General features: G+C 41.1%; 20 protein-coding genes. 18 read left to right on the top strand and 2 right to left on the bottom strand.

Annotation, left to right across the window (positions count from 1 at the left end):
* Window positions 1-137 precede the first annotated feature (137 nt).
* Window positions 138-1,451, top strand: a complete 1,314-nt coding sequence (gene potE, locus P6922_RS05515) for a putrescine-ornithine antiporter (RefSeq protein WP_276874970.1) — start codon at window positions 138-140, stop codon at window positions 1,449-1,451.
* A gap of 104 nt (window positions 1,452-1,555) precedes the next feature.
* On the opposite strand, the gene P6922_RS05510 is transcribed toward potE, so the two are convergent.
* Complete coding sequence (locus P6922_RS05510; RefSeq protein ID WP_276874968.1) at window positions 1,556-2,167, bottom strand: TetR/AcrR family transcriptional regulator; 612 nt, start codon at window positions 2,165-2,167, stop codon at window positions 1,556-1,558.
* 11 nt (window positions 2,168-2,178) lie between these two features.
* A complete protein-coding gene (locus P6922_RS05505) occupies window positions 2,179-2,742 on the bottom strand; it encodes an LOG family protein (protein WP_276874966.1) in 564 nt (187 codons plus the stop codon).
* 247 nt (window positions 2,743-2,989) lie between these two features.
* Between P6922_RS05505 and P6922_RS05500 the strand changes: the two genes are divergently transcribed.
* From P6922_RS05500 to rplN, 17 genes are all read left to right on the top strand, one after another.
* The gene (locus tag P6922_RS05500) at window positions 2,990-3,232 is read left to right on the top strand and encodes a ribosomal L7Ae/L30e/S12e/Gadd45 family protein (RefSeq protein WP_276874964.1); all 243 of its coding nucleotides are present in this window, start codon (window positions 2,990-2,992) and stop codon (window positions 3,230-3,232) included.
* A 75-nt stretch (window positions 3,233-3,307) separates the two neighbouring features.
* Window positions 3,308-3,682 carry a 30S ribosomal protein S12 gene (gene rpsL, locus P6922_RS05495; protein WP_276874962.1) on the top strand — a complete coding sequence of 125 codons (375 nt, stop codon included), beginning with the start codon at window positions 3,308-3,310 and terminating at the stop codon, window positions 3,680-3,682.
* A 36-nt stretch (window positions 3,683-3,718) separates the two neighbouring features.
* Window positions 3,719-4,189: a 30S ribosomal protein S7 gene (rpsG, locus tag P6922_RS05490; RefSeq protein ID WP_007555315.1), complete on the top strand. Its 471-nt coding sequence runs from the start codon at window positions 3,719-3,721 to the stop codon at window positions 4,187-4,189.
* An 18-nt stretch (window positions 4,190-4,207) separates the two neighbouring features.
* Window positions 4,208-6,283, top strand: coding sequence for an elongation factor G (gene fusA, locus P6922_RS05485; RefSeq protein ID WP_276874960.1), 2,076 nt, complete (start codon window positions 4,208-4,210; stop codon window positions 6,281-6,283).
* 24 nt (window positions 6,284-6,307) lie between these two features.
* On the top strand, window positions 6,308-7,495 hold the full coding sequence (tuf, locus tag P6922_RS05480) for an elongation factor Tu (protein ID WP_276874958.1): 1,188 nt from the start codon (window positions 6,308-6,310) through the stop codon (window positions 7,493-7,495).
* Window positions 7,496-8,239: 744 nt separating this feature from the next.
* The gene (gene rpsJ / locus P6922_RS05475; protein ID WP_007553960.1) at window positions 8,240-8,551 is read left to right on the top strand and encodes a 30S ribosomal protein S10; all 312 of its coding nucleotides are present in this window, start codon (window positions 8,240-8,242) and stop codon (window positions 8,549-8,551) included.
* Window positions 8,552-8,562: 11 nt separating this feature from the next.
* Window positions 8,563-9,204 (top strand): 50S ribosomal protein L3, encoded by a 642-nt coding sequence (rplC, locus tag P6922_RS05470; protein ID WP_007554006.1) that lies wholly within the window; start codon window positions 8,563-8,565, stop codon window positions 9,202-9,204.
* A 49-nt stretch (window positions 9,205-9,253) separates the two neighbouring features.
* Entirely contained in the window at window positions 9,254-9,877 is a 624-nt protein-coding gene (rplD, locus tag P6922_RS05465; RefSeq protein ID WP_007553951.1) for a 50S ribosomal protein L4, read from the top strand.
* Window positions 9,877-10,158: a 50S ribosomal protein L23 gene (gene rplW, locus P6922_RS05460; RefSeq protein ID WP_276874956.1), complete on the top strand. Its 282-nt coding sequence runs from the start codon at window positions 9,877-9,879 to the stop codon at window positions 10,156-10,158. Before rplD ends, rplW begins: the two co-directional genes overlap by 1 nt.
* A 14-nt stretch (window positions 10,159-10,172) precedes the next feature.
* Window positions 10,173-11,000, top strand: a complete 828-nt coding sequence (gene rplB, locus P6922_RS05455; protein ID WP_007554051.1) for a 50S ribosomal protein L2 — start codon at window positions 10,173-10,175, stop codon at window positions 10,998-11,000.
* A gap of 17 nt (window positions 11,001-11,017) precedes the next feature.
* Entirely contained in the window at window positions 11,018-11,287 is a 270-nt protein-coding gene (gene rpsS / locus P6922_RS05450; RefSeq protein ID WP_007554076.1) for a 30S ribosomal protein S19, read from the top strand.
* A gap of 14 nt (window positions 11,288-11,301) precedes the next feature.
* Window positions 11,302-11,637, top strand: coding sequence for a 50S ribosomal protein L22 (rplV, locus tag P6922_RS05445; protein WP_007553984.1), 336 nt, complete (start codon window positions 11,302-11,304; stop codon window positions 11,635-11,637).
* Between the two features lie 18 nt (window positions 11,638-11,655).
* On the top strand, window positions 11,656-12,405 hold the full coding sequence (gene rpsC, locus P6922_RS05440) for a 30S ribosomal protein S3 (RefSeq protein WP_276874955.1): 750 nt from the start codon (window positions 11,656-11,658) through the stop codon (window positions 12,403-12,405).
* Complete coding sequence (gene rplP, locus P6922_RS05435; protein WP_276874953.1) at window positions 12,405-12,830, top strand: 50S ribosomal protein L16; 426 nt, start codon at window positions 12,405-12,407, stop codon at window positions 12,828-12,830. The genes rpsC and rplP overlap by 1 nt, the downstream gene beginning before the upstream one ends.
* A 1-nt stretch (window position 12,831) precedes the next feature.
* Window positions 12,832-13,041, top strand: a complete 210-nt coding sequence (gene rpmC, locus P6922_RS05430) for a 50S ribosomal protein L29 (protein ID WP_007554074.1) — start codon at window positions 12,832-12,834, stop codon at window positions 13,039-13,041.
* A 27-nt stretch (window positions 13,042-13,068) separates the two neighbouring features.
* A complete protein-coding gene (rpsQ, locus tag P6922_RS05425) occupies window positions 13,069-13,329 on the top strand; it encodes a 30S ribosomal protein S17 (protein ID WP_007554008.1) in 261 nt (86 codons plus the stop codon).
* Window positions 13,330-13,358: 29 nt separating this feature from the next.
* On the top strand, window positions 13,359-13,727 hold the full coding sequence (gene rplN / locus P6922_RS05420) for a 50S ribosomal protein L14 (protein ID WP_007554034.1): 369 nt from the start codon (window positions 13,359-13,361) through the stop codon (window positions 13,725-13,727).
* The last annotated feature ends 3 nt before the right edge of the window (window positions 13,728-13,730 follow it).

Genomic DNA, 13,730 nt, shown 5'->3' with positions numbered 1-13,730 from the left:
ATGCATACGGCTATGTATTGAAGAAAGAATACGAAAAGAATTTCGTAAAATAATAGATAATACTAAAGATTTATATATATTATCCTGTTCGGTGAGAATCGAGCAGTATGAATTGTTTTTTAAAGGAGATTTAAATTATGTCTGAAACTAAAAAGATGAGCGTAGGACAATTGACAATTATTACCGCTGTTAACATGATGGGTTCCGGCATTATCATGCTCCCGTCCAAGTTGGCACAGGTTGGCGGTTTGTCAATTGTATCTTGGGTAGTTACCGCTGTAGGTTCCATGCTTTTGGCATTTGCATTCGCAAAGTGCGGTATGTACAGTAGAAAAGGCGGCGGAATGGGCGGCTATGCTGAATACGCTTTCGGAAAATCCGGTAACTTTATGTGTGGATTTACATATGGTATTTCCTTGGTAATTGCAAACGTTGCTATCGCTATTTCAGCGGTTGGTTACGGCTCTACATTCTTTAATATTTCATTGAATCCGCTTATGACATGCCTTGCAACAATTGCAGTTCTGTGGGTGACCACATTGGCCAACTTCGGTGGTGCAAGTATCACAGGACGTATCGGCTCAGTGACAATTTGGGGAGTTATTGTACCGATTTTCGCTATTTCAATTTGCGGTTGGTTTTTCTTTTCAGGGGATCAGTATTCAGCTAACTGGAATTATAACAACTTGCCGGTAGGTGAAGCTGCAGTAAATGCTATTACAATGACACTCTGGTCCTTCTTGGGATTGGAATCTGCATGTGCAAATGCGGATGCAGTAGAAAATCCTGAAAAATCTGTTCCTTTTGCAGTATTGGCAGGAACACTTCTTTGTGCAGTTGTATACATCGTTTCAACAAACGTTATGTTCGGTATGCTTCCGGCAACGGAAATTGTCAAGAGTAATGCGCCTTTCGGATTGGCATTTGCTACAATGTGGGGCGGAGTTGCGGGTAAGACTGCAATGGCTCTTATGACAATTGCCTGCATCGGTTCTTTACTCGGCTGGCAGTTTACAGTAGCTAACGTGTTTAAAGCGTCCGCAGATGAGGGCTATTTTCCGAAGATATTCTCAAAAGTAAGCAGCAACGGCGCTCCGATTTCAGGAATGATTGTTTTGGGCATAATTCAAACATTGTTATCCTTGATGACAATCAGCCCGAGTTTGAATGAGCAGTTCGAACAGTTGACAAATTTGGCAGTTATCACAAACTTGGTGCCATACATTATGTCCATGGCGGCAGTATATGTAATCATGAAGACAGCCGGCAAGAGTGGAACAAGCGAAATGAGCAAGTCCATGATTGCAGCAGTTCTTGGTGTAATTTACAGCTTGTATGCATGCTATGCATCCGGATTTGAAGCTATGACATACGGTGCATTGGTTACATTCTTGGGCTGGCCTTTTTACGGATTTATTGCAGATAAATTCGAAATGAATCACGAAGAATAAAAAGTGATAAAATTAAAGGAAATCTCGTAATGAGATTTCCTTTTTTTATAATATATGTAAAATAAATATAGCAGATAAAACATGAGATTTTATCTGCTATATTTTTATATGTGCTCAATACTTTGGAGTAATATTTCTACATATTTTTCCAATTGTTCATCATTTTTAATATATTTTGACAGAAATGAATTTTTACGATTAATTTCAACTATTATGGGATACTCCATTGCCGAAAAAATTTGCATACATTTCATCTCCAAATCCGGTTGAGAATTAATTTTTGACAATTCTCCTACATTTCTTAAAAACTTATCCCATGATTGGTCATGTAATAAATTCAAGTAAATGAAGTAGGTGTCTTTTGCATCATTACTTGAAGGATTTGAAATTGAACGGAACAGTGCAGGATGTTGATGAGCCAATTTGAAGTATCCGAGTATGTATTTTCTTAAACGCTCTTTTACCGGTAAATCTGTTTTATCCAAGTAACTTACTATGGCTTCAAAGTTGAAAATCATTTTTTCCAAAGCGGCACCTATCAACTCTTCTTTTGAACCGAAGTAATAATTTACAGATGCGATATTTGTATTGCATTCCTTTGCAATTCTTCGTATTGTCGCTTTTTTGAAACCTTCGTTACGTAAAATTCTTGATGTTACATCAATTATTTTCTGTTTGATTTTTTCACCTTTTTCCGTAAGCTCTTTGTTTCTCATAAAATGTCCTTTCAATTGTTTTCAAATTTTGAAATATGTATATTCAGTTCTTCTACGGAATTGCAAAAAATGATATTTGCCCATTCATTGCGCGGAATAAATGAATATTGTGTATATGTTTCAAATAATTTCAGAAGCGGATCGTAAAAACCGTTTATATTTAAAACATATATAGGGTAGTTTTCAAGACAATCTTTGTATGTTCGTATATATGAAGCGGTATCTGCCAATTCTTCAAGAGTACCCAGTCCTCCGGGTAATATGATGAAAATATCACCATGCTTGAGAAAATATTCTTTGCGTTGTGATAAATTTTTTACAATGAAAAGTTTTTTTAGCTCGTAATGAGCTTGTTCTTTTTTGACAAAAACTTCCGGAATAACACCGGTTACAAATCCTTTTGATTTCATTGCGGAATTTGCAACAATTCCCATAAGGCCCGATTTTCCTCCTCCGTAAATGAGGTTATGACCTTTTTTTGCTATAAGAGTACCTACGTCTTCGGCAACTTTTGAAAAAACGGAATTATTTCCAGGATGACAACCGCAATAAACCACAATATTTTTCTTAGTCATGATTACTCCTTGTGTCAAACAATACCATATTAACTTAATTATACAGAACTTTTAAGATAAATAAAACATTTTGGAGAAAATGTAAAAAAATGATAATGAAAAAAAGTATTAATGATACACACGGATACGTTGTAAAAAAGTTATCAATAAATACTGAATAAAATGAGTGTAAATATTTGACAGGATTTCCGTGTAATGCTATAATCCATTGTGTGTGATTTTGATATGCAAAAAAACAGGTGATGAAATGAGCTTGGAAGAGTTAAGTGAATCCGATTTTGTAGTCGGATTGAAAGAAACGGAAAGAGCGATTGACGCAGGTAAAGTTAAGCATGTGTTTATTGCAAAAGATTGTGATGAACGTATTGCGTTGCCGCTTTTGGAAATTTGCAAGGAAAGAAATATTTCCGTAAATCGTGAATTTACAAGAAAAGAAATCGGACGTGCTTGCAAAATCAAAGTCAAGGCTGCAACTGCTGCAGTCATATAAATTCGGTAATATCTTTTAAGATTTATCTTGAAAGATCAATTATAAATATACAATTGAGGAAAGGAGGTGCCTATATTGCCGACAATTAATCAGCTGGTTCGTAAAGGTAGAGAAGTTTTGTATACCAAGGCGAAGACTCCGGCGTTAAAACAGTCTCCACAGAAACGTGGTGTATGTACAAGAGTATATACAGCTACACCGAAAAAGCCGAACTCGGCTCTTCGTAAAGTAGCTCGTGTACGCTTGACAAACGGAATTGAAGTTTCAGCTTATATTCCGGGTGAAGGTCATAACCTTCAGGAACACAGTGTAGTTCTTATTCGAGGCGGACGTGTCAAGGATCTTCCGGGTGTTCGTTATCACATCATCCGCGGTGCACTGGATACAGTAGGTGTAGCCGGTCGTCAACAGGGCCGTTCAAAATACGGTGCTAAACGTGAAAAGAAGTAAGTGATTAACAAACATTTTTAAAAGGAGGAAACTTGTATGCCGAGAAAAGGTGCTGTTCCGAAACGTGACGTGCTGCCGGATCCAGTATACGGTTCCAAGGTAGTAACTCGTTTCATTAATAAGGTTATGCTTGACGGCAAGAAGGGCATCGCAGAATCTATCGTTTACGGTGCATTTGATATTTGCCGAAGCAAGCTTGGCAAAGAACCTCTCGAAATTTTCGAGCAGGCTTTGAATAATGTTATGCCGGTATTGGAAGTTAAGGCTCGCCGTGTCGGCGGTGCTAACTATCAGGTACCGATTGAAGTCAGAGCGGATCGTCGTCTGACTTTAGGAATTCGCTGGATGGTAAACTATGCACGTTTGCGTAACGAACGTACAATGGAAGAACGTCTTGCGGGAGAACTGATGGACGCATATAACAATGCGGGCGCAGCAGTTAAGAAAAAGGAAGATACGCATAAAATGGCAGAAGCCAACAAGGCATTTGCTCATTATCGCTGGTAATTATAAAGGAGACTTATCGTGGCTAGAGAATTTACGCTTCAAAAAACTAGAAATATCGGCATTATGGCACACATTGATGCCGGAAAAACAACAACCACGGAACGTATCCTGTTTTACACCGGTGTAAATCATAAGATTGGTGAAGTTCATGATGGCGCAGCTACCATGGACTGGATGGAGCAGGAACAGGAACGTGGTATAACCATTACTTCCGCTGCTACAACTTGCCATTGGAAAGGTTACCGTGTAAACATTATCGATACACCAGGTCACGTAGACTTTACTGTAGAAGTAGAACGTTCCTTGCGTGTATTGGACGGATCTGTTGCTGTATTCAGTGCTAAGGACGGTGTTCAGACACAGTCTGAAACAGTTTGGAGACAGGCAGACCATTACCACGTACCGCGTATTGCATTTATCAACAAAATGGATACTACAGGCGCAAATTTCTTGCGTGCTGTAGGTACAATTGAAGATCGTTTGCATGCAAGAGCAGTAGCTATGCAGCTTCCGATCGGCCAACAAGATACATTCGTAGGTATCATCGATTTGTTGGAAAGAAAAGCCGAAGTTTACAAAGATGATGACGGCAAGCAAATTGAATTTCAGGAAGTTCCTGAAGATATGAAAGACTTGGTTGAAGAATACCGTGAAAAGATTTGCGAAATTGCAGCCGAAGGTGATGACACCCTCATGGAAAAATACCTTGAAGGTGAAGAATTATCCATCGACGAAATTAAGAAATCTATTCGTAAACAGGTATTGGCATGTAAATTGTTCCCGGTGTTCTGCGGTTCCGCATATAAGAACAAGGGAATTCAGATGGTACTCGATGCAGTAATCGATTACTTGCCTTCACCGCTTGATGTTCCTCCGGTAAAGGGAACATTACTTGACGGCGGCGAAGCTGAACGTGCAGTAGATGACAATGCTCCGATGTCGGCATTGGCATTCAAAATCATGACAGACCCGTTTGTAGGTAAGTTGGCATTCTTCCGTGTATATTCCGGACAGATGCACCAAGGTACATATGTACTCAACTCAACCAAAGGCAAGAAAGAACGTGTAGGACGTATCGTTCAGATGCACGCAAACAATCGTAAAGAAATCGATGCCGCATACACAGGTGATATTGCAGCTGCTGTAGGTTTCAAAGATGTAACCACAGGTGATACACTCTGTGATATGGACAGTCCGATTATTCTTGAGAAAATGGAATTCCCGGAACCGGTTATTTCCGTAGCTGTAGAACCCAAGACAAAAGCGGACCAAGAAAAGATGGGTATAGCTCTTCAGCGTCTTGCAGAAGAAGACCCGACATTCAAAGTACGCACAGATCCGGAAACAAGTCAGACAATTATTTCCGGTATGGGTGAACTTCACTTGGATATTATCGTTGATCGTATGAAACGTGAATTCAAGGTAGATGCAACTGTAGGTAAGCCTCAGGTTGCATACCGTGAAACAATTAAGAAAACTGTCGAAGCGGAAGGTAAATTCGTACGTCAGACAGGTGGTCACGGTCAGTACGGTCACTGCTGGTTGCGTCTTGAACCAAGACAGCCGGGCGAAGGCTTTGAATTTGCAAATGAAGTTGTCGGTGGTGTTATTCCGAAAGAATTTATCAATCCGGTACAGAACGGTGTAGAAGCCGCAATGGAAGACGGTGTAGTAGCAGGATATCCGATGGTAGATATTAAAGTTACCGTATTCGACGGATCATACCACGATGTAGACTCTTCAGAAATGGCATTCAAAGTAGCAGGTTCAATGGCATTCAAAGAAGGTGCAAGAAAAGCGGACCCCGTTCTCTTGGAACCGTACATGAAAGTCGTTGTTGAAGTACCGGAACAATACATGGGTGACGTTATCGGCGGATTGAACTCCCGTCGTGGACGCATCGAAGGTATGGAAACAGAAAATTCCGAATCCAAAATTAACGGATTCGTACCGCTCTCTGAAATGTTCGGATATGCTACATCATTACGTAGCTCCACACAGGGACGTGGAACATTTACAATGACATTCGATCATTATGAAGAAGTTCCGAAGGCGATTTCTCAGCAGATTACTGAAGAACGTCTCGGTAAGTAAAATAAAATAAAAGGAGATATTCAAATGGCAAAGGCACATTATGAAAGAACTAAACCGCATGTAAATATCGGAACAATCGGTCACGTAGACCATGGTAAAACAACACTTACAGCGGCAATCACAAAAGTATTGTCCTTGGAAGGTAAAGCAAACTTCTTGGACTATGCATCAATCGACAAAGCACCGGAAGAAAGAGCACGTGGTATTACAATTAATACTGCAACAGTAGAATACGAAACAGAAAACCGTCACTACGCACACGTAGACTGCCCAGGCCACGCAGACTATGTAAAGAACATGATTACAGGTGCTGCACAGATGGACGGAGCAATCCTCGTAGTATCAGCAGCAGACGGCCCGATGCCGCAGACAAGAGAACACATCCTCTTGGCAAAACAGGTAGGTGTACCGGCAATCGTAGTATTCTTGAACAAAGCAGATCAGGTAGACGATCCGGAACTTATCGACTTGGTAGAAATGGAAGTAAGAGACCTTCTTTCATCCTATGACTTCCCGGGCGATGAAGTGCCGATCATAGTAGGATCCGCATTGGGCGCATTGAACGGAAATCCGGCAGACGAAGAAAAGATTCGTGAACTGATGAAAGCAGTAGACGAATACGTACCGACACCGGCACGTGACACGGAAAAACCGTTCCTTATGCCTGTCGAAGACGTATTCACAATCACAGGCCGTGGTACAGTAGCAACAGGCCGTGTAGAACGTGGTACAGTAAAAGTAGGAGACGCAGCTGAAATCGTAGGACTTCAGGAAAAGCCGACCCAGACAGTAATCACAGGCGTAGAAATGTTCAGAAAGACATTGGATCAGGCATTGGCAGGAGACAACATCGGAGCATTGATGCGTGGTGTAGAACGTGACGACATCGTAAGAGGACAAGTATTGGCAAAACCTGGCACAGTACATCCGCACACAGAATTCACAGCACAAGTATACGTACTTAAGAAAGAAGAAGGCGGAAGACATACACCGTTCTTCAACGGATACCGTCCGCAGTTCTTCATCAGAACAACAGACGTAACAGGAGACATTGCATTGCCGGAAGGTACAGAAATGTGCATGCCGGGCGACAACATTGAAATGTCCGTTAAACTTATAACACCGGTAGCAATCGAAGAAGGACAGCGTTTCGCAATTCGTGAAGGCGGCCGTACAGTAGGAGCAGGTGTAGTATCCAAGATTATAAAATAATCTTAGAAACACTTAAAAGAGAATCGAGAAATCGGTTCTCTTTTTTATGTGAAACAATTTGTGTAAAATAATTTTTTGCTAAAAATAAAATGTGAAATGAATATAACTGTAGACAGTTAAATTGTTTTCAAGAAAAGCGGTTCCTCTGAAGAGTGAGTAATGGATTACAATTTAATATGTAAAATTGCTTCATAATATGAAGCGGTTGATAATGTTTTTTTGAAATTTTAAATATTATGTTTTATTTCAATATTTTGTATAAACCTGATAAAACAAAATATTTATTTCAGAATAATCGGAAAAAGCTTATTTTTAAATAAAATGTTGACGGGTATTAAAATAAATAATTAAACAAAAAGAAATTAATTCGTGAAGTAGAGCGAATTAAGCGTAAAAACGCTTGAAAACGTAAAAAAGTGGAAGTTTTGTAAAAATTATGATATAGTGATAAAAAAAGCGGACACACACGGGCGCGTGTTTTTAATTATAACAAAAATATAAACTTAAGAAATATTCAGTGTTTGTCGAACTTTGAACTATGTATAAAAATAAATATAAAGTTTTTATAAAATAGTTGCGAATTATTAAAAATAATAGTATTATTTAAAAGTTGAGCATTATAGAAAGAATACACAAGCAGTTCTTTACATGGTGCCGAAAAAACTATGAAGTGGAAGGTGGCCTGCGATGCAGGGGAATTTCCACGGAGCAGTTCATTCAAGAAATGAACGTAGGAGGTTTAGTATGTCGAAACAGGAAAAAATCAGAATTCGCCTTAAAGGCTATGATCACAAAGCAGTAGATCAGAGTGCGGCGAAGATTGCGGAAACCGCGAAGAGAACGGGATCTAGAGTTTCAGGACCGATTCCGCTTCCGACAGAAAGAAATGTGTACACAATTCTTCGTTCTCCGCATGTCAACAAAGACAGTCGTGAACAATTTGAAATGCGTGTTCACAAAAGATTGATTGACATTCTCGATCCGTCCAAGAAAACAGCAGATGCGCTGATGAGATTGGAATTACCGGCGGGTGTCAGCATTGAAATTAAAGCGTAAGGAGGTGCGAAATGTCTAAAGCTATTTTGGGAAGAAAATTAGGAATGTCTCAGGTGTTTGCAGAAAACGGAGATTTGGTTCCGGTATCTGTAATTGAAGTATTGCCGAACACAGTAGTTGCTGTAAAAACAGTTGAAACAGACGGTTATTATGCAGTTCAGCTCGGATATGGTGCAATAAAAGAAAAACACCTTACAAAACCGTTGAAGGGTCAATTTGAAAAGGCCGGAGTTGCTCCGACAAAGTTCCTTCGTGAACACAGATTCTCGGAAAAACCGGCTTATGAAGTAGGCCAAACTCTGGCTGCCGATATATTCGCAGAAGGTGATGTTATCGACGTAGTCGGCATAAGCAAAGGTAAGGGTTTTGCCGGAACAATTAAACGTCATAACCATCAACGCGGACCGGAAAGCCACGGTTCAAAAAATCACCGTCAGACAGCTTCATTGGGAGCTCGTATGTCAGGCGGCGGCGGAAAGGTTTTCAAGGGTAAGAAGATGCCGGGCCACATGGGATGTGACCGTGTAACCGTGCAAAACTTGAAAGTGGTAAGAATTGATACCGCTCGTAACCTTATGCTTGTAAAAGGCGGAATCCCCGGACCTAAGGGTGGCCTTGTAAAAGTGCAGGAAGCCGTTAAATCTGCAAAATAATATTGTATGGAACAACAGAAAAATGTTCTGAAGAGGGAGGAAAATCTCAATGCCGAAAGTAACACTGTATAACATTGCCGGTCAGGCAGCCGGTGAGGTAGAGTTGAATGACAGCATATTCGGTGTAGAATATAACGAAGCTGTAATTCATCAGGCAGTTGTTCGTCAGCAAGCAAATGAACGCTTGGGAACACATGCCACAAAAACCAGAGGCCTTGTACGAGGCGGCGGTAAAAAACCGTGGAGACAAAAAGGTACCGGTCGTGCCAGAGTGGGATCAATCAGATCACCATTGTGGGTAGGCGGTGGTACAGTATTTGGACCCACACCGAGAAGTCATGCAAAAGGTATGACAAAGAAAGCACGTAGATTGGCAGTAAAATCTGCATTAAGCGAAAAACTTCGTGCAAATGAATTGATTGTTATCGACCAAATAAACTTCGAAGCACCGAAGACAAAACAGGTTGTAGAAATGATGAAAGCTTTTGAAGCAAGTAAAGCTTTAATTATAGACGGCGGAAAAGCTGTAGAAAACACGGTATTAAGTGCACGTAACATTCCGGGTGTAAAAGCAATCGGAACTTGCGGAATAAATATTTATGACCTTGTTCACTACACAAAGTTGTTTATAACACAAGAAGCAGTTAAACAGATTGAGGAGGTACTGGCATAATGGACGCACGTGATATCCTCATAAAACCGATTGTAACGGAAAAATCGACAGCTCTTATGGAACAGGGAAAATATACATTCCAAGTACCGCTTAATGTAACGAAAATTGAAATTCGTCAAGCGGTAGAACAAGTCTTCAATGTAAAAGTACAGGCTGTGAATACCATGCGTTATGAAGGCAAGATGAAACGTCTGGGCCGCACTCAGGGTCGTCGCAGTGATTGGAAGAAAGCAATTGTTACACTCAAACCGGGCGAAACAATTGAACTCTTCGAAGGTTAAGGGAGGAGTAAACAATGGGTCACAAATCATTTAAACCTTACACCCCCGGACGCCGTCAGATGACTGTTTCAAGTTTTGATGAAATTACAACAAATAGACCGGAAAAATCACTTCTGGCTCCTATTCATAATCATGGCGGACGTAATAATTCCGGAAAGACGACAGTACGTCATCAGGGTGGCGGACATAAACGTAAGTACAGAATTATTGATTTTAAGAGAAATAAAGATAATATTCCGGCAACAGTTGCAACCGTAGAATACGATCCGAACCGTACATGTCGAATTGCACTTTTGAACTATGCAGATGGTGAAAAGCGCTACATTTTGGCACCGAAGGGACTTAATGTCGGAGACGTTGTAACAAGCGGACCGGAATCAGATATTAAAGTAGGAAACTGCTTACCGTTTGTAAATATTCCGTTAGGTACAGTAGTACACAACGTAGAAATGAAAATCGGTAAAGGCGGGCAGATGGTTCGTTCTGCAGGAGCTTCCGCACAGCTTATGGCTAAAGAAGGAGACTATGCATTACTTCGTTTGCCGAGCGGTGAATTACGTAAAGTGCACATTCGTTGCAGAGCAACTGTAGGTGCAGTAGGAAATGAAGACTACGAAAACATTACCATAGGTAAAGCAGGAAGAAATCGTTGGTTAGGCGTAAGACCTGCAAACCGTGGTGTAGTAATGAACCCGAATGATCATCCGCACGGTGGTGGTGAAGGTAAATCACCGGTCGGTCGTAAGCGTCCGGTTACTCCGTGGGGCAAGCCTGCATACGGCGTGAAGACACGCGATAAGAAAAAGGCATCCACAAAATTGATCGTAAAGAGACGCAAGTAAGATAAGGAGGAGTAAAAGTGTCAAGATCCGTTAAAAAAGGGCCGTTTGTCGCATTCTCACTTGTAAAAAAGATTAATGCGATGAATGAAGCTAATGAGAACAAAATAGTAAAAACCTGGTCTCGTGCTTCTACCATCCTGCCGAGCTTCGTAGGTCATACGATTGCGATTCATGATGGAAGAAAACATGTACCGGTATATATAACTGAAGATATGGTAGGACATAAACTTGGAGAATTTGCACCTACTCGTACCTTCAAAGGTCATAACAAGAGCGAAAACGCTTAACGAGGAGGAAAAAGATGGAAGTTCAGGCAATAGCAAGAAATATCCGCATTTCGCCTCGTAAGGTTCGCGTTGTAGCAGACCTTATTCGTGGTAAAAATGTAGGAGAAGCGATAAATATTCTTCGTCATACCCCGAAAGCCGCTTCAAGTGTAATTGAAAAAGCACTGAAGAGCGCAATGGCAAATGCTGAAAACAATAATAATATGAATATTGATAATTTGTATGTTTCTACAATTTTCGTAGATGCAGGTCCGGTGTTGAAGCGCGTTCATCCCCGTTCTCGCGGACAAGCGTTCGCAATTATGAAACGTACCAGCATACTGACGGTGAAAGTTTCTGAAAAAGAATAATCAAAGGAGGGAAACGTTTTGGGTCAGAAAGTAAATCCGCATGGAATGCGCGTGGGCGTAATCAATGACTGGAATTCCAAATGGTTTGCAGAAAAGAATTATGCTGCACAGCTGGTGGAAGACACAAAGATTCGTCAATTTTTGAAAAAGCACCTCTTCGTAGCAGGTATTTCAAAAATCGGCATTAAGCGCGTAGGAAACAGAGTAAAGATTGCTATCTATACAGCCAAGCCCGGAATGGTTATCGGAAGAGGCGGTACAGGTATCGAAGATATCAAGAAAGCTTTAAAAACTGTTACAGATAAAGAAATTGATATTGATATATTGGAAATTAAATCCAGCGACTTGAGTGCTATTCTCGTAGGAGAAAATATAGCATCTCAGCTTGAACGTCGTATCGGCTTCCGTCGTGCCGTTAAACAGGCAGTAGGAAGAACAATGCGTAGCGGAGCAAAAGGAGTAAAAGTTACAGTATCAGGCCGTTTGGGCGGAGCTGAAATTGCACACTCCGAAAGCTATCGTGAAGGTTCAATACCGCTTCAGACATTAAGAGCAAACATTGACTACGGCGTGTCTGTAGCACATACAACATTCGGTGCAATAGGTATAAAAGTATGGATTTATAAAGGCGAACTTGCACCGGGACAGATGGTAGACGAAGCGGAAAACGTTCGTACAGGCAAGGAAAGAAACAACCGCAATGAAAACCGCAGAGGCGGAAGAAGAAGCGATCGCCGTCTTAGAAATGCCGAAAGGAGTGATTCCTGATGTTAATTCCGAAACGTACAAAATACCGTAAACAATTTCGTGGACGTATGAAAGGAAGAGATCGTCGCGGAAACACTGTAACATACGGTGAATATGGATTAATGGCTATGGAACCGTCATGGATTACAAGTAGACAAATAGAAGCGGCACGTATCGCTATGACACGTTATACAAAACGTGGCGGAAAAGTATGGATAAAAATATTCCCGGACAAGCCGGTAACGGCAAAGCCGATCGGAACCCGTCAGGGAAGCGGTAAAGGATCGGTAGAATACTGGGTAGCAGTTGTAAGACCGGGCCGCGTAATGTTCGAAATAGGCGGAATTCCGGAAGCAATGGCCAAAGAAGCAATGCGTCTTGCAGGACACAAGCTGCCGATCAAGACAAAATTTGTAGTTAAAGGTCAAGAAGTGGCAGGTGAATAAAATGAAGGTCAATGAAATTCGTAATTTGAGCTCTGCCGAATTAGATAAGAAGGTTGCCGGCTTGAAGGAAGAACTGTTTAACCTCCGTTTTCAACTCGCTACAGGACAGCTTGAAAACCCGATGCGTATTCGTGAAGTAAAGAAGACCATCGCCAGAATAAAAACTGTTCAGCGTGAAGAAGAATTGAAGGCTGCAGAAAAGCAGGCATAACGGTTTATCCAAAAGGAGGATCTCAACGTGGCAGAAGTAAGAAACGTACGTAAAGTGCGTCAGGGAACTGTTGTCAGCGACAAAATGGACAAGACAATTGTTGTAGCTGTTGAACGTAAAGTTCCGCACAAGATGTACAAAAAGTCTATAAATACCACAACAAAATTCAAAGCACATGACGAAAACAACGAATGTCGTATCGGTGATGTAGTACGCATAGTTGAAACTCGCCCGTTGTCAAAAGACAAACGTTGGAGAGTAGAAAAAATCGTTGCCCGTCATAATTAATGTAATAAAAAAATAGGAGGATTGGCACGATGATTCAGCAAGAAAGCAGACTCAACGTTGCAGACAATACCGGTGCTAGGAATGTCCTTGTGATTAAAGTATTGGGCGGTTCTTTCCGCAGGAGCGGTAGCATCGGTGACATAGTGGTTTGCACGGTGAAAGACGCATCACCCGGCGGCGTTGTAAAGAAAGGCCAGGTATTAAAAGGTGTCATCGTTCGTACAGTAGACGGTGTAAATCGTGCAGACGGATCACACATTCGTTTTGACGAAAATGCCGTAGTTTTAATCAAGGACGACAAGAGCCCGATAGGAACCCGTATTTTCGGACCGGTAGCAAGAGAATTACGTGAAAAAGATTTCATGAAAATCATCTCTCTGGCACCGGAAGTACTCTAAGGG

It is taken from the genome of Dialister micraerophilus (assembly GCF_947090205.1).
In the GTDB taxonomy this organism is placed as follows: Bacteria; Bacillota; Negativicutes; order Veillonellales; family Dialisteraceae; genus Dialister; species Dialister micraerophilus.
This window is presented reverse-complemented; position numbering and strand designations above follow the sequence as displayed.